The following is a 22,118-nucleotide window of genomic DNA, read 5'->3' as shown; positions in this document are numbered from 1 at the left end:
TTTATAATGGCTTAAAAAGTTAAGTTAAGCTTGAAACCGACCGGCATCACCCACGGCATGACGTTGTAACGTTCGATACCTTGTTTGAACTGCGTACCGGCTTGAGCACCCGCCTGGGGCTGGAAAGCCATCTCCGGATCGATACCGATTTTGGCGGCCGTCCACAGGATGATGTTCCGGCTGTATACACCGATCTGCGCGTTCTGAATACCAATTCGCTTGGTGAAGGTATTGGGCAGATCATACGACAGTGATACTTCTCTCAGCTTGATAAACGAGGCATCGAAAAGGGCCGCACGGGTGAAATCCCAGGGATAGTTGTCGCCGTAGGGGATGATTTTCGTTCCCGTTCCGCCCAGGTTTTCCTTGTAACCGGTCACCTTGCCTTCGGCATCGTAAGTTGCAATCACACCGGGGTTAAACACCCCGTACGCGTACGTATTTCCACCGTATTCGAAGGGGAAGCCACCGTAGGCGGCCGTTGGGCCACCCACGATCGGAAAGTGGTTACCCGTAATTTTGATGTATTTGTCCGGATCCGATTTCAGCATGTTCGCCAGCGCATCGCCCGTCAAACCGTTCGGGTTGATCAGTTGATCCAGGAAGCGTTGCGATTTCAAATCCGACTCGCTGTAGCGGTAAGTCTGCGAAACAAAATCACCGCCATTCCGCCAGTCGAACGTCATGTTCAAATGGAAGTTTTTATACGAAATGGACGATTGTAAACCGAGAATGAAATTCGGGTTAAAGTTACCGATCTTGTTTCTGGAGTTACTGGCACTCACGCTCTGCCAGGAGCCGTCCTGGTCCAGAATCGGATAACCGAAATATGGTGAATTCTGGTCGGTTACCGTAACAATCTGCGAGTCATAGATATCTCCAATTTTTTCGCCTACGTACGTCCACGCACCCCCTTTGGCATCCGTCCACAAGGTGTAGAAATCCAGACCTGGCGTCAGTTCTTTGATCGTCGTGACGTTCCGGCTGATATTGGCGTTCAGATCGACTCTCCAGCCGTTTTTCTCAAACGGTGTTCCACCGACGTTGAATTCAAAGCCTTTGCTGACGAGCAAACCGGCATTGATGTTTTTAGAGGTAAAACCCGAAGAAGGCGGCAGTTTGGTCGGGATGATCTGGTTGCGGTTTTCCATCACATAATACGAACCGGAAACCCGCAAACGGTTGCGGAACATGGTCAGATCGGCACCGACTTCGTACGAAGTCGCGATCTCCGGTTTCAAATCCGGCAACAGAATCGAGCCGGATTTGGTCAGACGGGTCAAGCCTTCCCAGGATTCGTAACTTCCCAACGTATTGATCAAACTGTATGGACCTGTATCGTTACCTGATTTTGCAACGTTTCCTCTGATTTTCAACATGTTGACGTTGTTAGACATCGGAATCATTTCGTTGATCAGGAAGCTCAGCGAAGCGGCAGGGTAGAAGTAGGAACGGTTGGCTACCGGCAGGGTACTCGACCAGTCATTCCGAACGGAGGCATCGAGGAAAATCATGTCCTTGTAACCGACTGTCGTCAGGGCATACAAACTATTTACCCCTTTTTGGTTCCAGCTGCTTTCGTACAGGATGTTAGCCGTTGCGATGTTCTGCAGGGTAAACAGACCCGGAATAACCAGACCGGTTCCGTTCTTACTGGCGTTATTTACATCGGTATATTTCTGATACCGCAAGTTTCCACCACCTGAAACGGAAAGACTGAAATCTTTAATGTCTTTTTTGTACGTCAACAGGAAGTCCGCGTTCCGTTCGTAGCGTCCCAGATTCCGGATGCCGTAATAACCGCGTGGTTCACCGGTGTAGCTGTTGGCCATGGTGGTGGTCCGGCTTTCCTGATACGTATCCAGTGCATACCGGAGCATCAGGTTCAGGTCTTTGGTAATCTGCCAGTCGGCTTTCACGTTTCCAAAAAGACGGTCGCGCGTAAAGGCGTTGTTCACTTCATTGGCCAGGAAGTACGGGTTGTTGTAGTTTCCGATGGCCTGTGATTTTTGTTGCAGGCCTTCTTTACCCGGTACCCAGTAGTCTTTCAGTTCATTGATGTCGATGTGGGGAGAAACCGCATACGCCCATTGCAGCGGGTTGGTTCCGCGTTCGCTGGCGGGCCGGTTGTTGGAGTTGTTGCGGCTAAAGTCCAGATTCGTGCTTACCCGCAGTTTGTTGCTCAACTTCACCGATGAGCTCAGGTTCAGGGTATTCCGGAACAGATCCGAGTTCGGGATAATTCCCCGGTTGGTCATGTTCGAGTACGATAAACGGTAGGTCACTAGGTCATTGCTGTTCGAGATCGACACGCCATTGGTGGTCGTAATGCCGGTTCTGACAAAATCCCGGATGTTGTTCGGGTGTGATACCAAATCCGTCGGAATGGATTTGCCACTGGCGTCTTTCGGGCTGTTCCACTGAATGGCTTTGTAACCTTTGTCCAGCTCCGGACCAACACCACCCGCCGATGCTTCGTCGATCATCAGGATTCCACCCGGATACGGGTTGTTGGTAGGAGTGAACGGCAAAATTCCGGTTGCGAATTTCGAGTGCATATCCAGGAATTTGTAGGGCCGGTCAAAAACCGTATTGGAGGTAATATTGACCGTCATCTTTTTCGCTGAGCTACCACTTTTGGTCGTGATCAACACAACGCCGTTTCCGGCGCGTGAACCATACAAAGCGGCTGCACTGGGTCCTTTCAGAATCGAAACGCTTTCTACGTCGTCCGGGTTGATACTGGAAATGGCGTTCCCGTAATCGACGCGGTTGTCATTACCGCTCTGGCTGACATTGTTGAGGGTGTTGGCGATGGGCACACCGTCGACCACAAACAACGGCTGGTTGTCGTTGCTCAACGATTTGGCACCGCGAATAATCATACTCACCGACGAACCGGTTCCGCCCGTCTGGCTGATCGTCACCCCGGCTACTTTACCGGCCATCGAGGTCAGGACGTTTTCCGGTGCGATCCGGCTTACTTCTTTTCCTTCTACTTCACCCACCGCGTAACCCAGCGAGCGTTTCTCGCGTTTGATACCGAGGGCGGTTACGACGGCTTCCTGCAACGTTTCGGCACTTTCTTCCATCGCCAGATCAACGGTGTTGCGGTTTCCCACGGCGATTTCCTGGCTCACGAAACCGATATACGAAAACACCAGCGTCGGATTGTTCCCGCTGATGTCGATGGTGTACCGGCCATTTCCGTCGGTGTTCGAACCGGTCTGCGTACCTTTCAGGACGATGTTAACCCCCGGCAAACCGGCGCCGTCCTTGCTGGACGTTACGCGACCACTGATTTTACGGGTTTGTTTCGCATCGTTTGGTTCGGCTGCACCGGTTTTCTTCCGGATAATGATATTCTTGCTTACCGCCTTGAATTCCAGCGACGATTGTTGTGAAATGCTGGCTAAAATGGTTTGTAAATTTGTGCCATTCTCGATTTTAACACGTTTTTCAAGATCACCTTTCAGGTTGTCTTCGTACAGGAAAACATACCCGGTAGCTTTCGTAATTTTTTCGATGATTTTGCTGATGGATCCTTCCTCCCGGACCAGGGTAATTTTAACGTTTTCCAGATCGATTTCGGGTCGATCGGCCCATGCTGCTGAGAAACATATTCCCGTCAGCAACGCTACTGTAAACAAATGCCTTAGCATTCGTGAAATAATAGAGTTCGAGTTCATAGAAGTATTGATTAGGTAGTAATTATCTGTAGATAAACTGGATTTAATTTAATCCCTTACGCTACTCGTAAGTCAAATTAAGAGGTGTTTTCGTTCATATTCATCTTTTCTCTTTTTAAGATATTGTTAATTCCTGATCACAACGGTTTTTCCATTTATTTGGTAGTGAGCATCAATGGCATAGGTGATGGACTCCAGCATGGATTCGAGACTCTCATTCAGGTGAACACCGGTAAATGAAGTGTTGTAAAGCGCTTTGTTCTCAATAATTATATCGACGTCGTACCATTTTTCAATCGTTCGTTCGACGCTTTCCATGGGCGTATTTTTAAACTGAAGCGAACCGTCCACCCAATTGCCTTCCTGTGCTGCATTTACATCCGTTATTCGGAAGGCTTCGGTGGATTTATTATAGATTAATTTTTGATCTTTTATAAGAATAATCGGACTGGAATGCTGAGCGTTTAATTTCACGCTGACTTTCCCCGTACGAACGGTTATTTCGACCTCATTTTCATCGCCATAATTCTTGACGTTAAAAGAAGTTCCAAGCACTTTTACCCGCAGGTCACCGACCGAAATAACGAACGGTTTTGACTCATCCCGTTCAATGTTAAAAAAGGCTTCGCCCTCGAGTGCAACCGTCCGTACGGCCTGATCGAAGGTTTTTGGAAAACGGAGTTTGGTATCAGAATTCAGCTTGATTAAACTTCCGTCGCTCAATCGAACACTTTTACGTTTCCCCCGCGGTACGTTTTCTTCGTTGGTATGCGGTTGGGCCGTCCGGGCAATTTGAACGTTCTCACTTGCCGTGGCCCGTTCAAGCGGAGCTTTTTTTGACTTGAAATAAAAGAGCGTTCCGATGCTAAACAGCAGCGCAATCAATGCCGCCAGTAACCGAAAATCAGCATAGAATCGATGAGTTGGCCGGGTCGCAAAATTCGTTTGACCAGACGCTGCATTTTCGTCCCGGTTTATGTTCAGTTCAGGTTTATAATTGGTTCGATCCTCTTCAACCAGTTCATTGAAATACTTTTCCAGAACCGATGAATATTGCTCCTGCATTTCATCTTTTCCTAACCCTTCCAATAATTCATCCAATTCTTTCTCCGTCAGCGAATTGCTGATGAGTTTATTTATTAAATATTCGGCGCGGGACCGTACCATTCTATTGGTAGTTTGGTAAGTTGCCTATAATACTGTGACGCTCACGTAAAAGACTATTGCTAAGCGAACTTTTTTTGATGAAAACTACGGGTCTTCTATTTTTCGATCAAAAGCAAAAGCCGCTCAAACTCAGGTCCGAACGGCTCATTGGAAACGAAATCAGGGGAGGGTTATACAGCAACTATAAAGCGGCCAAATCTACCTTTTCACGTAGAAACTGCTTGGCTTTCACTAACTGGTTCTTGACGGTATTTTTAGATATCATCAGCATCTCGGCGATTTCCTGATACGATTTGCCTTCCTCGATGTTCAGGAACAGAATTTGCTTCCGTTTCTCCGACAATAAATTAACGGCTGTATACAGCAACTGGAATTTCATTTCTTTGTCTTCGACCTCCTCATCGCGGGCAGCCGTCATTTTCTCCAGGTACTGCAGTTTGAGCTGGTTATTCTTCTCCACCTTCTTCAGATGATCAAACGCCATGTTGCGCAAACAGGTAAACAGGTACGAGGTAAAATTGAGGGTAGGATTAATTTGTGAGCGCCGATCCCAGATTTTGATGAATACTTCGTGGATCATGTTCTCAGCTTCTTCCTCGTCTTTAAGCAGGGTAATGCCAAATTTAAGGGCCGGTGTCCGGTAGTACTTATATAACTCCGCGAAGGCAGCCTGATCGCCCTGGATCACTCTGCGGAGAATACGTTCATTTAGACAATCCATTGTCGTGGGTGATTAGGAATCAGTTAAAATTACGGGCGGTTGGGTATAAGTATTCCTCTTGAGTATTGACCAAGCAGCTGTTGGGCTGTTGTTAAGCTAAAATTGGTCAAAATTTTTCAAAAAAGCGTCGCAAAATGCGTAAATCTATCCTCAATTTGCGAAATGTGCTTATTGGGTGATTTTATTGGCTTTTCCGTGCTTTATATTCTTTGTATTTACGATTGTATTCTTCAAGCTGTTCGGGTTTGAATCGTTTCTGATATTCCGTTGGTAAATCCAGCCGCTCGGGCTTCAGCGCGGGCGATCGGTCGGTCAACTGGTTCTGACCTTTGGCATTCTGAGTCAGTTCAAAGGAGTCGTAGACCTCGCCGGTTACGGTATACGACTGGTAAGAAAGCTTGACGCCATCGATGGAAATGATCTGGTACAACTGCGTATTCGAACCCGCCCGATCCATCCAGTCCTGGAGACCGATGTCGTACATTTTCGGCCCGCTGACCGACACCACGTAAACCGGGCCGTCGGGGTATTTGCGGCTTTTGCCCAACGGCATGTTCAAGCCGCGTCCGTACGTGTGGTCGTGTCCCTGCAAAACCAGGTCGACGCCGAATTTCTTGTAAATAGGTTCCATTTTGGACCGCCATTCTTCGTTATCCCGTCCGCTTTTGGTTGAATAAATCGGGTGATGGTGCGTCACGATGGTCCAACGATTGGGGTTATTCGTCAAGATTTTCACGAGCCAGTCGGCCTGTTGATCCAAGACCGTCGAATCGAGCAGAGCCGCCTGCGAATCCAGCATGATAAACCGGGTGCCCTGGTAGTCGAGGTAATAAGCGGTTTCCTTCAATTTTTCCGGACCGTTTTCGGGCAGGACAAACGACGGACGCCAGTGTCGCGAAACCTTCCGTTGTTCGTCGTCATCCTTGAAATATTCGTGATTGCCGGGCGTCGCCAGCGTGGGCACCATGCCGTTGATCCAGCCCCCGGCTTCGAACCATTCGCCCCATTGCCAGTCTGCGTTGGAGGTCGTGATCAGATCGCCTGCGTGAACCATCAGAGCGGTTTTGGGCATCGTTGAATAGGCCCCCCGAATGGCTCGCGACCAGAGCGAACGAATGTCGTTTTGCGCATCACCAAAATAAATGAAGGAGAATGGTGCCGGACCATCGCTGGCGGTAGTAAACTGAAACCATTCGGTCCATTCTTTTCCGTTCCCCACGCGGTAGTTGTACTTCGTCGCCGGTTTCAGGTTTTTGAAATGAACCGTGTGGTAGAGTTTCGTCGAGCCGTCGAGCTTGACCGATTGCGTCGTCGCCGGAACCGTGGTGGCTTTTGAAGCAACCTCCGGCGAGGGGTCTGCTTCGGCGATGGAGCCGACAGCATGCGTGACGGTCGAGTCGGTGCGCCAGTTTACGGCCTGCGACGTAGCCGGGTTTTCCTGCCAGCCCAATGTCAACCGGTCCGGATAAGCCGTTGGCAGGTAGGGCTTGTGATCTTGCCCGCACGCGGGATTGAACGTGAGGAAACTCAGGAATAACAGACTGGAAGGAAAGGCAATTGACAAGGGGAATTTCATATAGACTCTATTTTACCACTGGATATACGGCCAAAATTGCCAAAAGGACTATTACCGGTATGTTAAACTTTTGGTTTTCCGGAAACCTGAAATTTGCCGCTGTGCCCCGATAGCCCGGAATCCGGCTTGCTGAGTATACTAAAAAAGACATTCAGACCAAAGAGAAAAGAAGGAAGAGTACTCCATTGATTGTTAGCTAATTGATCGATTCGCTTCTTCTCCGGTCTGACTAAACTTCAGAATGCGTTCCCCGATTTCCATGAACCAGAACCGAACCGTTTACGGTATTGCTGTTTGGCTGCTTTTGGGCCTGATCGGATCGTGTCGACCCGATTCGAAGGTGGAAGAAGATGCGGTTTATCAGGATGCACCGTTCTGGCAGGAGTACCACGAAGCCCACCCGATCAGCTCAGATCCGGACGAAAACCAGGTTCGGAGCGTCGCCATTGATCCGCAAGGGACGGTTTGGGCGGCTACGGCTTCGGGCGTTTTCCGGAAAAAAACCGGTCAGCGCAAGTGGGAGAGCATTATGGCCGAAGCCGACAAAGGTCCGGCTTTCGCCGTTGAGGTCGACCAGGATTCGGCGGTCTGGCTGGGGACCTGGAACGATGTTTACCGGGTTAAAAAGGATAAACTGGAACGCATGACCGGGCCGGTTGCGCCCATTTCGGCCCTTTGCGCGACCCAGGAGGGCGTTTATGCCCTCGGACCCAATGGGAGCTGGCTCCATACGGCTTCGGGCTGGCAGGCTAAAAACTACCCCATCGCCCGTTCCATCCGCGACGTAGTTTCGGATCAAAAAGGGGGTATATGGGTAGCAACGGATGTGGGCTTGTACCACAGCCAGCCGGATTCAACCGAACATTTTTACAAAACCGATCACCTGGTCAGTGCTTATGTGAAAGGAATCGCACTCGACGCCGAGCAAAAGTTGTGGGTTGGAGGATTGGGTGGGGTAACGGTTTTGCATCAGCGTAAAAAAGAAAAAACGTTCCGACCGGAAAACGGTATCCCGTCAAATTTCGTCACATGCGTCAAACAATCGCCCGACAGTTCGATGTGGATTGGCTCGGAGGTGGGCCTCGTACGGTATCGCCCCGACGGCAGTCATTCGTTGCGGTTTAGTCGTCGCTGGCTGCTGGACGATCACGTCAACGACATTGCGTTCGACGCCGGTGGCAATGCCTGGATCGCGACTCCCAGGGGAGTGAGTGCCATTAAAAAACGAAAAATGACGCTCGCACAGAAGCACGATTATTTTTATGATGTGCTCATGAAACGCCACATTCGGGCTCCCTGGATTGCCGGTCAGTGCAAACTCACGACGCCCGGCGATACGGCCACCTTTCAGCCGGAAGACGACGACAACGACGGCGAATACACCGGGAATTACCTGGCCATGGAATGCTTCCGGTACGCAGCCACCAAGAATCCGGATGCGAAGGAAAAAGCCGCCAAAGCCTTCCGGTTTTTGAAATTGCTTCAGGAAGTGACCGATACCGACGGTTTTTTCGCCCGAACGATTGTTCCGGCCAACTGGACGACGGTTCATGACGGAAACCGCACCTTTTCGGAACGCGAAAAAGCCGATGAACTGGTGAAGGAGCCGCGTTTCAAACCGGTCGAAGTCCGGTGGCGAAAATCGAAAGACGGCCAGTGGCTCTGGAAGGGCGACACCAGCAGCGATGAACTTTGCGGCCACATGATTGGCTACTACCTGTATTACGAACTGGTGGCCGATGCCGCCGAGAAAATCGTTGTACGCCAGCACATTGCCCGGATTGTGGATTACCTGATGAAGCACAATTACAACCTGGTGGATGTCGACGGCAAGCCGACGCGCTGGGCGGTTTGGTCACCGGAACAGTTGAATCACGATCCGGAATGGATGCCCGACCGCAGCCAGAATTCGATGGAAATGCTGGCCTTTCTGAAACTGGCTTACCATGTGACTGGGGCAGGAAAATACGAGAAAGAATATCGTCGACTCATCGACCGGGAGCATTACCTCGACAACATGACGCAGATTGCGCGGCAGAATCCGGCCTGGTTTATCTATTTCGACGTCATGTTGCAGGCATACGTCTATCCGATTCTGATCCGGTGCGAAAAAGACCCAAAACTGGTTGCATTTTACGAAAAACACATGGACGGGTGGATGGAACGTCGGCGGAATGACCAAAATCCGCTGGTCAATTTCTTTTACTGTTACGCCCGGAACCGGAAAACGGATTTGGCCGCTTCGGTGGATTTTCTGGTTGATACCCCGCTCGATCTGGTGAACTGGACGGTTGATCACACCAAACGGGAAGATGTCCGAATTTCGCGCGACCCGGTTTTGGATGAATTGCAGGTGAACGAATTGCCGCCCGCCAGCATCCGGACCGTTGTGCGCTGGGACAAAAACCCCTGGGCAGCCATCAACGGCGACCCCGGCATCGAACGCGAACCGGTTTTCTGGCTGCTGCCCTACTGGATGGGGCGGTATTTGAAAATGATCGAATAAGTTTTGAATTATTTAGCGGAGTCGAGCAGAGTAAAAAAAGAGATAAGCGGAGTAAAAAAATCTCTGCGTAACTCCCTTTTCTCCGCTGAACTCCGCGAAACAATTTCTTTAAATCTATGAACAAGCTAAAAGCACTTTTACTGATCACAACGCTTACTACCGCATCCGCGCAGGCGCAGACGACGTATGCCGAAAAGCTCGGCTACCCGAAAGGCAAGAAAATCGTCATTTTTCACGTCGACGACGCCGGGATGTACCTGACTGCCAATCAGGGAACGATCAAATCCATCGAGCAGGGAGTGGCCACCTCCACCAGCATCATGATGCCCTGCGCCTGGTCGGCCAGCTTTATCAAATACGTCCTGAAAAATCCAGCCATCGACGCCGGTATTCACCTGACGCTCACCTCCGAGTGGAAAGATTATCGCTGGTCGCCCCTGGCCGGAATCAAGCAGGTCCCCAGCCTGACCGACAACGAAGGTGCCCTCTGGCCGGAGGTGGCCGATGTGGTGAAGAACGGCAAACCCGACGAACTGGAGACGGAGATGCGGGCGCAGATCGACCGGGCCATCAAAATGGGACTGAAGCCGACGCACCTCGATTCGCACATGGGAACGCTGTTTGCCACCCCGGCTTTTCTGGAAAAATACATCAAAGTCGGCGTTGATTACGGCATTCCGGTCATGTTTCCCGGCGGCAACAATACTTTATTGGTCGACAGCGAAATTCAGCCGGTGATCGACAAACTGAAAGCGGAAGGCAAGTACAGGGAAGGCATGAACTTGCCTATTCCGGAATCGCTGAAACAGGCCCCGGCCATTGGCGCAAAAATCTGGAAAGCCGGTTTGCCCGTCCTCGACGATCTGTATGCCGACACCGGTCAGTGGAAACCGAAAGACACGCCGAACCCGACGCCGGAGGCCTGGGGAAAATACAAAACCCAGCGATTTAAGGAAATCCTGACCAAAATGAAACCGGGTGTTGCCATGATCATTATCCACAGCAACGAGCAGAACGACACCTTCAAATTCATCAGCGGTTCGGGTGGTTCGCGCTACGCGGATATGCTGTCGATGATGGACCCGGATCTGAAAGCATTTATTGAATCACAAGGCATTGTGCTGACCACCTGGCGCGAACTGATGCAGCGTCGGAAGGCCGTCAAAGAATAGCATGAAAAAACGGAGCCTGTTTTTGTGTTTTATCATGCTGTCAGCCAATGCATTGCTGGCACAGTCTACTGCAACGGTGGTTCGGGAAGAGTTGATTTTTCCGTACCAGAACGAACATGTTCACGGCAGCAGCGTCGTGGCATTGCCGAACGGCGATTTTCTGGCGGCCTGGTTTCAGGGGAGTGGGGAACGTTCGGCGGACGATGTGCGCATCATGGGCGCCCGGCTGGTCAAAGGCCAGAAAAGCTGGAGCGCTCCGTTTTTAATGGCCGACACACCCGGTTTGCCGGACTGTAATCCCGTTCTTTTTCTCAACCGGCAAAACAAGCTGTTCCTGGTCTGGATTGCCGTCCAGGCCAATCGCTGGGAGAACTCGATTCTGCGATTTAAAACCGCTGTCGATTATACCAAAACCGGTGCGCCCGTCTGGAACTGGCAGGACAATATGCTACTCAAACCCGATGACCGGTTTGCTAAGGAAGTCGCTTTAAAAATGAAGCAGTTACCGGAAAATCCAGCGGGCTGGGCCGAATACGCGCCCAAATACGACGATATGATTGTCGAAGCCAGTCGTGATCTCCGGAAACGCAGCTTTGGCTGGATGACGCGCATCAAACCGCTGCAACTCGACAACGGCCGGATTCTGTTGCCGCTCTATTCCGACGGATTGAATCTGTCGATGGTGGCGATTTCGGATGACGACGGAACCACCTGGCGACCAAGCCTGCCGATTGTGGGTCGCGGCCCGATTCAGCCCGCACTCGCCCGGCGGAACGATGGTACCGTTGTGGCTTACATGCGCGACAGTGGCGACCAACCCAGCCGCGTTCACATCAGCGAATCGAAAGACCAGGGCGAAAGCTGGACCGCAACCGTGAAATCGGACATTCCGAATACCGCCAGTGTCGAATTGCTTCGTCTTCGGGATGGCCGGTGGGCCTTTTTCGGGAATGATATCGACGATGGCCGCTACCGGCTGAGCCTGTTTCTCTCCGACGATGAGGGAAAAACCTGGAAATGGAAAAACCGCATTGAAGATAAACAGAAGGGCGAAGGCGGTTTTTCGTATCCGTCGATGATTCAGGCGCCGGGCGGGCACATTCACCTGACGTATTCGTATCACCTCGGCAAAGGACAGAATTCGATTAAATATGTCGTGGTCGATCCCGCAAAAATTGGCCAGTAACCCGTCCACACAGCTTCCCATTCAGTATATACAACCCCAATTCTCATGCGAACCTCAATTTTCATTATTTTCTTAGCCTTAACTTCCGCCATCTGCTACGCCCAGTCGCAGCCGGTTTACCAGGACAAACCATATTGGCAGGATTACAGCATCAAATATTACTCCGACAAATCCACCGGCGACCTGCTACATGCCCATGCCGACCGCAACGGAGCCATTCAGATCCTGACTTCCAAAGGAGAACTCCTGCACCCGCACGACGGCCAGTTTTTGTATCCCGGCACCTTGCAGCCCGACAACACATACCGGTTTATGAAGGATAAAAAGCTAGCGGCTTTGGGCGAATACCACCAGCAGTTTGTCTACCTCAGCGACAAGGTGGTTTTCAGCAATGCCTGGGCAGGTAAACTTTTTTCGGAACACAACCTGCCGAATGCCAAATTTTTCCAGGCGGGTCCGGACTTTACGTTTCTCGTTTCCGACGGATCGTCGGCGAGTTTGGTCAAAGATTCCAAAACCGTCTGGAAAGGCGATTTGCCGGGCGATGAAGTAGTAGGGGTTCGGTATCAGCCGGGTGCCAATCTGTTCTGGATTCTGGGCAAAAAGTCGTTGAACACGCTATCCGTTGCGACGCCCAGGCTGACAAAAGTGCTGGACGGAACCGGTTTTACGGCCTTTGATTTAGCCGCTCAGGGCAAAAAGGCAATCATTGGAACGAACAACGGCTACGTCGAATTCGATGTGGCTACTAAAAAGCAGGTCGGAGCGATTCACCAGAAACTTCCCTGGACCGAGATCACGGCGGTTTCGGAGGTCGACGGCAAGCTATGGTTCGGGTCGACAAAAGGCGCTTTTGCGCTGCGCAGGGATGGAAAGTTCGATTATTACGCTGGCGAACGCTGGTTGCCCGGTGACGTGGTTACAAATATTTCGAAAGGCCCGAAAAACTCGGTCTTGATTCTGACGCAGGCTGGTTTGGGCCAGATTGTTTTCAAGCAGATGACCCTGCACGATAAAGCCGTTTTTTTTGATCAGCAAGTGCGGAGTCGTCACATTCGGGTGGGATTCAATTCAACGCTCGACCGCATGGAAAAAGGCAATTTGTCGACCGGTTTTCTGGAAGACTCGGACAACGACGGTTTATGGACCTCGATGTATCTGGGCGGTGAAATTTTCCGCTACGCCGTGACGAAGGATCCCGAAGCGCTGCAAAACTGCCGGGAGTCGCTCGACGCCATGGAGCGACTTTATACCATCACGCCGGTTCCCGGTTTTCCGGCCCGGTCCTTCGAACGCAGCGGTCACATCAAGGAGCTTTCCGACTCGGAACGGTGGCAACACGCCAAAGACAAGGAGTGGGACTGGAAATCGACGACCAGCAGCGATGAGGTCATCGGTCACATTTTTGCGTTTGGTGCGATGGCCGAATTGATACCCGACAAAGACCTGAAAGGCCGTGCCATTACGCTCATCGACACCCTGATGAACCACATCATTACGCACGACATGTACCTCATCGACTTCGACGGAAAACCGACGCAATGGGGCAAGTGGAATCCGGCTTATGTCAATTCGTTTCCGCCAAATGTGGGCGATCGGAAGCTGAATTCGTCGAACATTGTGGCCATGCTTCAAACCGCCTATCATTTTACAAAAAAGGAAAAGTACAAAAAGAAGGCGTTTGAGCTGATGCAGAAACACGGTTACCTGACCAACATGATGGGCTCGATGCAGGCCATTGGGAAAGCACCGGCGGACGCAGATGAACACGCCAAACACATGTCGGACGGCTGGAATCACTCCGACGATGAGATGTATTTCGTCGGGTACTGGGGATTATACCGGTATGCTTTTAACGATACGCTGAAAACAAAATATAAACAACAGATCATCGATCACTGGCAGGCCGAACGCCCTGAGAAGGAAGGAGCCTGGAACATTTTCACGGCCTTGACGGGTACAAAGGACTTCGATTTGAAAGAAGCTGTCTGGTATTTGCAGGAACATCCATTGGATCTCATCGACTGGTCAGTGCACAACAGCCACCGCAAGGACATCGAATTGATACCGGAAAACTTCCGGCGGCAAACGACCAAAGAAGTTCTCCCACCCGACGAGCGACCCATTCAACGGCATAATGGCAACATGTTTACCCTGGATCGGCAAGGACGCAGTGGCGGCTCGGAACACAGTGCGGGCGACATCTGGTTGTTGCCCTACTGGATGGGCCGGTATCTGGGCGTGATCTCGGCACCGATTGTGGTCAAATAAAAAGAAATTGTTTCGCAGAGTTAAACAGAGAAAAAGAGTGAAGCGGAGATTTCTCTGTTAACTCTGACCTACTCCGCTTAACGCTGCGAAATAACTTTTTAACCGGACATATGAAAAAACTTTTACTTCTCATAGCCTTGTCAACTGAAGTGCTGTATGCGCAAACTTCAGTTTATCAGGATGTTCCATACGTTCAGGACTACAGCGTCAAGCATTATCTGAAAGACACGACAACGGTTTTGTCTAAAGTAGTTGCCGACCGCAATGGCGCCATTCAGATTCTGTCGTCGAAAGGGCTGCTGCAACCATCTGGCGGCCAGTTTCAGTATCCGGGGACGCTGGAGCCCGTTCGGGCCTACCGACCGATGGCCGACAAAAAGCTGGCGAGTCTGGGCATTCACCAGAATCAATTTGTCTACCTGGATGATCAAACCGTACTCAGTAATGCCTGGGCCGGGAAGCTGCTGGCCCGGCACGGTTTGCCGAAAGCCCGTATTTTCTGCCCCGGAACCGACCGGTTTGCGTACCTGGTTTCGGACGGAAGTACATTGAAATTGCTTCAGGATTCAACCGTTGTCTGGACTGGTAAACTGACCAATGACAAGGTAAAAGACATTCTGTTCGATGAGGCCAAAAACCAGTTTTGGATTCTGGGTGATCAGTCACTCAGCTTGCTTTCGTTGTCTGATAATAGATTAAGGATGGCCTTGCGTCAACCAGGGCTGACGTGTTTTGCGCTCGTGAAAAATGAACTTTACCTCGGAACACGCGACGGCTATCTGGTTTTCGATCCGGTTCAGAACAAGACCGTCGGAAGCATTCAGAAAAGACTCCCGGTTACGAATCTGACCACCATTGCATACGTTCACGGCAACATCTGGTTTGGGTCGAATCTGGGGGCTTTCATGCTTCGCCCGGATGGCAAGTTCAATTATTATTACGGCGAACGCTGGGTGCCGGGAAATCGGATTATTCATATTTCAGAAGGCGAAGGAAAAACCGTCCTGATTCTGACCAATAAAGGCTTGGGCGAAATCCAGTTTCGGGAGATGACGTTGAACGATAAAGCCCTGATGTACGAAAAACAGGTTCGGCAACGGCACATTCGCTACGGTTTTAACTGCGATGTTTCGACGCTGAAAAACGGTGATTTGTCCACCTTTGAAATGGGACAACGCGACAGCGACAACCTCTGGACGGCCATGTACCTGGTGAGCCAGTTGTATCGATACAAAGTAACCGGCGATCCGGAAGCGTTGCAGAACTGGCTGGAATCGTTTGAAGCGATGGAGCGGCTTTTTACCATCACGAGCATGCCCGGCTATTTTGCGCGCGGTTTTGAACGAAAAGGTTACTTTAAGTTTAAACCGGAAAAATGGGACGGCGGTTTGACCAACGGTTGGACCCACGCCAAAGAGGGCAACTGGGACTGGCGCGGAACCACCAGCAGCGACCAGACCGTTGGGCAGTTTTTTGCCCTGACCCAAATTGCCGGGCTGACCGAAGGCGAAACGCGGAAACGGGCCATTGACCTGATCGATAAACTGATGACCAACATCATCAACAACAACTGGTATCTGATTGATTTTGACGGCAAACCGACGCTTTGGGCCAAGTGGCACCCGGATTATGTGAACGGTTTTCCAACGATGGTCGGCGATCGGAAAATCAACTCATCCAACATCATCGCGTTTTTGCAGGCGGCTTATCATTTCACCAAAAAACCGGTTTACAAAGAGAAGGCGTATGAGTTGATGGAAAAACACGGCTACCTCGAAAACCTGATGCGGCCGATGGGCGAAATTGGCAAAACCCCGCCCAACGCCACTGAATGGGCCAAAATGCTCTCCAAAGAATGGAACCACTCTGACGACGAAATGTATTTTCTGGCCTATTGGTGCCTGTATCCGTATGCGTTCGACAAGGAACTGCAAGCCAAATTTGGAGCAACGATCAGGGAACACTGGGAGTTTGAACGACCGGAGAAAAACAGCCTCTGGAACCTCTGTTACGCCATGACCGGTGCCAAGACCTTCGATTTAGACGAAACCGTCTGGCATTTGCAGGAATTTCCGCTCGACATGATCGAGTGGAGCGTGATGAACAGCCACCGCAAAGACCTCGATTTTGTGCCGGAAAACTTTCGGGAACAAACCACCACCCTTGTTTTACCACCCGACGAGCGGCCCGAACTCAAGCACAACCGCAACCTCTTCAAACTCGACCGGCCCGGCCACAACGGCATGAGCGAACTCAGCGCCGGTGATTCGTTCCTGTTACCCTACTGGATGGGACGGTATCTTGGAGTAATCTCTGCGCCGGTGAAATAAAAAGAGAAGTTGTTTCGCGGAGTTAAGCGGAGAGAAAAGGAGTTAAGCAGAGTTATTTTTCTCTGCTTAACTCCTTTTCTCTCCGCTTAACTCCGCGAAACTTTTTTTTCCCTTCACCGAACTATTTTCATTTTTTTTCAGGACAAATTCCTATTTCATGCCTCTTACCAGTATGAAGTAGGAAAGTTATGTTTTGCTTGTAAAGCAGGCTGTTGCCTGAAACGCACCTGTTCATATGCCTAAACCCAACCTTTTTAACTGGCAGGACTCGTCCCTTTTGCCGGAAAGTGGACAAGAGTACGCGCTCTGGCAATCCTTCAAACAGGGAGATCGGAACGCTTTTGCCAAATTACTGAATCTCTATTACCCGTTGTTGCTCAATTATGGCGTTCGTTTTCAGCGCGATCGGGAGTTTGTTAAAGATTGTTTGCACGATTTGTTCATCGAACTCTGGAACCAGCGGGAGGGACTCGACGACGTGCGAATGCTGAAACCGTATCTGCTGACGTCGCTGCGCCGGAAATTGGTGCGGGAAACCAAACGGTTGCGCTGGTTTCGGGAAGCCGATGAAGTAACCAACGACTACGCCTTTGAAGTTCAGTTTACCATCGAGTCGTACCTGATCAACAACGAAGTTCAGCACGAAGACCTGAAACGGCTCCGGGTTCATCTCGACAAACTGACCAAACGCCAGCGGGAAGCTATTTACCTGCGGTTTTTTCAGGAAATGGAGTATGACGACATTGCCCGGGTAATGGCCATCAATTACCATTCGGCCGTCAATCTGGTGTATGAATCCCTCAAACTACTTCGAAAAAACTGGTTTATGACGGTTGTCGTGGCGGTTTTTTCGGCCCTCAATCCATGAAAAATTATTCGCACTACCAGCCCGATGACTTCGTGCAGGACCCCTATTTCCGGAAGTGGGCGTTGGGCCAGTTGCCCGCTGACGACACCTTCTGGACCACCTGGCGGGCCACACATCCTGAGCAATACGACACACTGGAGCAGGCCAAATCGCTGGTCGTCGCCCTGCGCATCGAATCTGCCCCTACTGATCCCGCTGAGGTTGAAACCGCTATCGCGCAGATTCTGTCGGGCATCGAGACGCCGGTATTTAAACCTCCTTTTTTCCAAAACCGCTGGGTTCAATTTGCCGCTATGCTGGTGGTAGTGGCAGGAATTGGTTACGGTTTTTGGTGGAATGGTTTCCCATCTGGCAGGCCGAAAACCCTTTCCAATCGGGTTGATTCTGAACAACAGCGGGAAGAGTTCAATTCAACGCCTTCCCCCAAAACGATCCGGCTTTCCGACGGGAGCGAGGTCATTCTGGAACCAGCCAGCCGATTGCTGATTAAAACCGGTTTTGGAAACGTGAAGCGCGAAGTGCAATTGACCGGCGAGGCATTTTTTCAGGTGACCAAAAATCCGGAAAAGCCGTTTCTGGTGTACACCGGGAATGTGGTGACCAAAGTGCTGGGCACCAGCTTTCGGATTAAGGCCTACGACGCAGACGCGAATGTTTCTGTTGCCGTTCGGACGGGAAAGGTGACGGTTTTCAAACAAACTGCCGGACAGGCAACCCGTCCGACGCTTTCCGACGAAATCATTCTGACCCCCAATCAACAGGCCGTTTTTGTGAAGGCCGATGATCGATTGGTCAAAACACTCGTCGAAAAACCGGTCATGCTCAGCAAACCCGCGGATAATCAGCCCCTGGAGTTCTCGGAAACCCCAATACCGACGGTTTTTTCATCCCTCGAAAAATCGTATGGTGTTAAAATGATTTTTGACCCGGATTTACTCAAAGACTGTAACCTGACCGGCACTTTAACGAACGGTTCTTTTTACGAAAAACTGACCTTAGTCTGCGAGACCATCCAGGCACGATACGAAGTTGTCGATGGCCAGGTGGTAATTTACGGCAGGGGATGTAAATGACAAGATATTCTATTTCAACGACTTGCCTATGATTTAATTTCTCTTCTCTTCTACTAAAAAGGCCAGTAGTGCTGCGAACACCACTGACCCCATTGATCCCGAAACGGCTGCGAACCGCCTGCAATCAGGTGAACGGGATTGCTTTTGCCCAACCTTTCTACAATTGTTCAAAAACAGCTTTTTAAGCCCTTCAAATGTATGGAAAAACCCTTACAACCACATGAGTTGCTTCGGAGAGTCATGAGAATATCTTTTACCCAATTGTTGCTGGCGGTGTTCTGTGTGAGTTTGGCGTACGCGATCGAATCACCGGCTCAGGATGTGCTGGAAAAACGGATTACGATTCGGATCGAAGATAAATCACTGAAATCGGTTTTGACTCGAATCGAAAGCGAAGCCGATGTGAAGTTTATGTATAGCCCCAAAGCGATTCAGGCCGAACGCCGGACCTCGGTTCGCATTCAGAATCAGTCCGTTCGGGAAGTATTGGAATCCGTTTTAAAACCGCTCAACATCAATTACCGGGTGGTTGGCAGTCAGATTGTGTTAAGTCAGCAGCCTTTCCCTCCACCGTCGCCCGAAGAATCCGCCCGACGAACCCCAAACGTTGAAGTTGCCGACCGGAGTGTGGGCGGGACGGTTTCGGATGAGAACGGTGCAACGCTGCCTGGTGTCAGTATCCTGTTGAAAGGAACCACGCGGGGGACTACGACGGACTCCGATGGAAAGTTCAGCATCACGATTCCGGACAGGAACACAACCCTGGTTTTCTCTTTTGTAGGTTACCTCTCGCAGGAGGTAGCGGTTGGAAATCAGTCGACGATCGCCATCACGCTGAAAGTAGATACCAAAGCACTGGAAGAAATCGTGGTCGTGGGCTACGGAACGCAATCCCGGCGAAATGTAACCGGTTCGGTTACGAAGGTAGACATGACGCAAACCGAAAATCTCCCGAATACCAACGTGGCACAATCGCTGCGGGGGCGGGTGGCCGGGGTGCAGTTCACCGACAATGGCCGACCGGGTCAGAACGGGAATATCCTGATTCGGGGGCCCCGATCGCTGAGCGGTGGTAACAATCCACTGATTGTGGTGGACGGGATTTTTTTCAATGGCAGTCTGGCCGACCTCAATCCGAACGACATCGAATCGATGGAAGTGTTGAAAGATGCCAGTTCGGCGGCTATTTACGGGGCGCGGGCGGCCAATGGCGTCATTCTGATTACGTCTAAGCGAGGCAATACAGAAAAACCGACCATTCGGGTGAATGCCTTTTACGGACTATCGGACTGGAGTTACAAAGTCAACCTCCTGACGCCCGATCGCTACTTGCAAAAAACGCTGGACGTCCGGACGCAGAATGGCCTGGAAGCTGATCCGGCCAAAATCACCGATTACCTGACCACCTCCGAACTGGTCAATTACAAAGCGGGCCGGATCGTCGATCCGTGGAAAGGGGTGTCGCAGCAGGGGCGTATCAGTTCCTACGACCTGAGCCTGTCGGGGCGCACCAGGCTGACCAATTATTACCTTTCGGCCTCGATGGCCAACGAGCAGGGCCTGATTTTCAACGACAACCAGAAGCGTCTTTCGTTGCGGGCCAACATTGAAAACCAGGTGACCAACTGGCTGACCGTCGGCCTGAATTCGACCTACATCCGCCGTGATTTGTCCGGGAAGGAAGCGGATTTGTCGGCGGCTTATTACTCGACGCCTTACGGCACCTGGTATTACGACGATGGCGAACCGACCTGGTATGTCATTGCCGAAGACCAGATTCCGCTGACCCCGACCCGGATGGCGTTGCTGACCAAAAATGAGGAAATTTATAACAACCTGTTTACCAACTTCTACGCGCTTCTGAATGCGCCTTTTCTGGAAGGACTTTCGTACCGGCTGAACTATTCGCCCAATTACCGCTGGCAGCACAACTACAACTTTGTCCGGCAGGACCGGCACATGCTGGCGACTAATAACACCAGCGCCAGCAAGTTTAACCGGGAAGATTTCGACTGGGTGCTGGAAAATATCCTGACTTATAACCACCAGATCAATCCGAATCATGCGTTTGATGTGACGCTGCTCTACGGACGGAATCACCTCGGTTTTGAATCGACCACCGCCAATTCGACCCGGCTTTCGTCGGACGCCATTGGCTGGAACGATCTCGGCCTGGGCGACCTGCTGACCAACACTTCGACCGCGAGTGCAGCGGATGGGGTTTCGTCGATGGCCCGGCTGAACTACCGATTCAAGAACAAATACCTCCTGACACTGACGGCCCGGCGCGACGGCAGCTCGGTTTTTGCAGCCAATAACAAGTATGCGGTTTTTCCGTCGGGCTCCCTGGCCTGGATAGTGTCCGACGAGTCCTTTCTGAAAAAACTGTCCTTTATTGATATGTTGAAACTCCGGCTTTCGTACGGAGCCGTTGGGAACCAGGCCATTAATGCGTATCAATCACTGAGTCTTTCCACCACGACACGCTATGTCTACGGCGATGGCGGCTCATCTTCCCTGGGAATTTATCCTTCGAACATGGCGAACGCGAACCTGAAGTGGGAGACGACGTACACCGGAAATGCAGCGCTGGATTTCAACCTGTTTCGCAGGCGGCTGGGCGGCACCATCGAGCTGTACAAAATGAACACCCGCAACCTGCTCGTCCGGCGTTCGTTGCCTACCATGACCGGTTATGATTTTGTCTGGACGAATCTGGGTGCCACCAGCAACAAAGGGCTGGAACTGACCCTCAATTCGGTCAATCTCCGGAAGGGAAAGTTTGAGTGGAGCACCGATCTGGTTTTTTCGACCAACAAAAACAAGATTGTTCACCTCTATCAATCGGATACCAACGGCGACGGCAAGGAGGACGACGACCTGGGAAACCGCTGGTTTATCGGACAGCCGGTTAACGTGGCCTACGATTACGTATTCGACGGGATTTACCAGGAAGGCGACGAATTGCCAACAGGTTACAAACCCGGTTTTGTCCGACTGCAAGATCGGAACGGCGACAAGAAAATTGACGCCAGCGACCGGACCATCATCGGCCAGACCGGTCAGCCGAAATACCGCTGGGGTGTTACCAATACGTTTCGCTACGGCAACCTATCGCTTTCGGTTTTCCTGAACGCCATGCAGGGCTGGATTTCGAGCTTCAACTCCGTGGATTACAGCGTTTCGGGGGGCAATTACCCGCACCGTCCGCTGAACATGATCGATGCCGGTTGGTGGACTGCTGCGAACAAATCGAACACACGACCCTCGATTGTTTATCCCAATCCGTACGGCCACGGGTATTATTACAGCCGGAGTTTTGTCCGGATTCAGGATATAGCCCTGACGTACGATTTGCCTAAAACGCTGACTAACAAAGCTAAACTGTCGAATTTGCGGGTATTCCTGAGTGGCAAAAACCTCCACACGTTTACCAAGTGGATTGGCCCCGATCCGGAAAGCGGCTATACAAGTCCGGGTGATTTTTACCCGACTTCGCGCTCAATCACCTTAGGCATCAATGCCGGTTTTTAACCCTCCTGACCCTTCCAACATGAAT

12 protein-coding genes are annotated in these 22,118 nt (G+C 51.0%); 8 read left to right on the top strand and 4 right to left on the bottom strand.

The features are described from left to right. Positions 1-11 precede the first annotated feature (11 nt). From EHT25_RS07395 to EHT25_RS07380, 4 genes are all read right to left on the bottom strand, one after another. Positions 12-3,662 (bottom strand): SusC/RagA family TonB-linked outer membrane protein, encoded by a 3,651-nt coding sequence (locus EHT25_RS07395; protein ID WP_229311455.1) that lies wholly within the window; start codon positions 3,660-3,662, stop codon positions 12-14. Between the two features lie 153 nt (positions 3,663-3,815). Next, positions 3,816-4,856 (bottom strand): FecR family protein, encoded by a 1,041-nt coding sequence (locus tag EHT25_RS07390; protein ID WP_124872809.1) that lies wholly within the window; start codon positions 4,854-4,856, stop codon positions 3,816-3,818. Between the two features lie 181 nt (positions 4,857-5,037). Further along, positions 5,038-5,577 (bottom strand): RNA polymerase sigma factor, encoded by a 540-nt coding sequence (locus EHT25_RS07385; RefSeq protein WP_124872807.1) that lies wholly within the window; start codon positions 5,575-5,577, stop codon positions 5,038-5,040. A gap of 181 nt (positions 5,578-5,758) precedes the next feature. Further along, on the bottom strand, positions 5,759-7,153 hold the full coding sequence (locus EHT25_RS07380) for a purple acid phosphatase family protein (RefSeq protein ID WP_124872805.1): 1,395 nt from the start codon (positions 7,151-7,153) through the stop codon (positions 5,759-5,761). A 259-nt stretch (positions 7,154-7,412) separates the two neighbouring features. Between EHT25_RS07380 and EHT25_RS07375 the strand changes: the two genes are divergently transcribed. The 8 genes from EHT25_RS07375 (at position 7,413) to EHT25_RS07340 (ending at position 22,093) form a co-directional block, all read left to right on the top strand. Continuing rightward, the gene (locus EHT25_RS07375) at positions 7,413-9,659 is read left to right on the top strand and encodes a ligand-binding sensor domain-containing protein (RefSeq protein ID WP_124872803.1); all 2,247 of its coding nucleotides are present in this window, start codon (positions 7,413-7,415) and stop codon (positions 9,657-9,659) included. A gap of 116 nt (positions 9,660-9,775) precedes the next feature. Beyond that, entirely contained in the window at positions 9,776-10,831 is a 1,056-nt protein-coding gene (locus EHT25_RS07370) for a polysaccharide deacetylase family protein (protein ID WP_124872801.1), read from the top strand. 1 nt (position 10,832) lies between these two features. Then, the gene (locus tag EHT25_RS07365; RefSeq protein WP_124872799.1) at positions 10,833-12,017 is read left to right on the top strand and encodes a sialidase family protein; all 1,185 of its coding nucleotides are present in this window, start codon (positions 10,833-10,835) and stop codon (positions 12,015-12,017) included. 45 nt (positions 12,018-12,062) lie between these two features. Beyond that, a complete protein-coding gene (locus EHT25_RS07360; RefSeq protein WP_124872797.1) occupies positions 12,063-14,288 on the top strand; it encodes a hypothetical protein in 2,226 nt (741 codons plus the stop codon). A gap of 110 nt (positions 14,289-14,398) precedes the next feature. Beyond that, positions 14,399-16,618 (top strand): hypothetical protein, encoded by a 2,220-nt coding sequence (locus tag EHT25_RS07355; protein ID WP_124872795.1) that lies wholly within the window; start codon positions 14,399-14,401, stop codon positions 16,616-16,618. A gap of 235 nt (positions 16,619-16,853) precedes the next feature. Beyond that, positions 16,854-17,486 (top strand): RNA polymerase sigma factor, encoded by a 633-nt coding sequence (locus EHT25_RS07350; protein ID WP_124872793.1) that lies wholly within the window; start codon positions 16,854-16,856, stop codon positions 17,484-17,486. Beyond that, positions 17,483-18,559, top strand: a complete 1,077-nt coding sequence (locus tag EHT25_RS07345; RefSeq protein ID WP_124872791.1) for a FecR family protein — start codon at positions 17,483-17,485, stop codon at positions 18,557-18,559. Before EHT25_RS07350 ends, EHT25_RS07345 begins: the two co-directional genes overlap by 4 nt. Before the next feature lie 240 nt (positions 18,560-18,799). After that, complete coding sequence (locus tag EHT25_RS07340) at positions 18,800-22,093, top strand: TonB-dependent receptor (protein WP_124872789.1); 3,294 nt, start codon at positions 18,800-18,802, stop codon at positions 22,091-22,093. Positions 22,094-22,118 lie beyond the last annotated feature (25 nt).

Source organism: Larkinella rosea (assembly GCF_003858635.1).
Lineage (GTDB): Bacteria > Bacteroidota > Bacteroidia > Cytophagales > Spirosomataceae > Larkinella > Larkinella rosea.
This window is presented reverse-complemented; position numbering and strand designations above follow the sequence as displayed.

What these genes read in the sequence shown, in the direction of transcription:
- EHT25_RS07395 (WP_229311455.1), bottom strand. Translation starts at nt 3,662, where the DNA reads ATGCTAAGGCATTTGTTTACAGTAGCGTTGCTGACGGGAATATGTTTC.
- EHT25_RS07390 (WP_124872809.1), bottom strand. Translation starts at nt 4,856, where the DNA reads ATGGTACGGTCCCGCGCCGAATATTTAATAAATAAACTCATCAGCAAT.
- EHT25_RS07385 (WP_124872807.1), bottom strand. Translation starts at nt 5,577, where the DNA reads ATGGATTGTCTAAATGAACGTATTCTCCGCAGAGTGATCCAGGGCGAT.
- EHT25_RS07380 (WP_124872805.1), bottom strand. Translation starts at nt 7,153, where the DNA reads ATGAAATTCCCCTTGTCAATTGCCTTTCCTTCCAGTCTGTTATTCCTG.
- EHT25_RS07375 (WP_124872803.1), top strand. Translation starts at nt 7,413, where the DNA reads ATGAACCAGAACCGAACCGTTTACGGTATTGCTGTTTGGCTGCTTTTG.
- EHT25_RS07370 (WP_124872801.1), top strand. Translation starts at nt 9,776, where the DNA reads ATGAACAAGCTAAAAGCACTTTTACTGATCACAACGCTTACTACCGCA.
- EHT25_RS07365 (WP_124872799.1), top strand. Translation starts at nt 10,833, where the DNA reads ATGAAAAAACGGAGCCTGTTTTTGTGTTTTATCATGCTGTCAGCCAAT.
- EHT25_RS07360 (WP_124872797.1), top strand. Translation starts at nt 12,063, where the DNA reads ATGCGAACCTCAATTTTCATTATTTTCTTAGCCTTAACTTCCGCCATC.
- EHT25_RS07355 (WP_124872795.1), top strand. Translation starts at nt 14,399, where the DNA reads ATGAAAAAACTTTTACTTCTCATAGCCTTGTCAACTGAAGTGCTGTAT.
- EHT25_RS07350 (WP_124872793.1), top strand. Translation starts at nt 16,854, where the DNA reads ATGCCTAAACCCAACCTTTTTAACTGGCAGGACTCGTCCCTTTTGCCG.
- EHT25_RS07345 (WP_124872791.1), top strand. Translation starts at nt 17,483, where the DNA reads ATGAAAAATTATTCGCACTACCAGCCCGATGACTTCGTGCAGGACCCC.
- EHT25_RS07340 (WP_124872789.1), top strand. Translation starts at nt 18,800, where the DNA reads ATGAGAATATCTTTTACCCAATTGTTGCTGGCGGTGTTCTGTGTGAGT.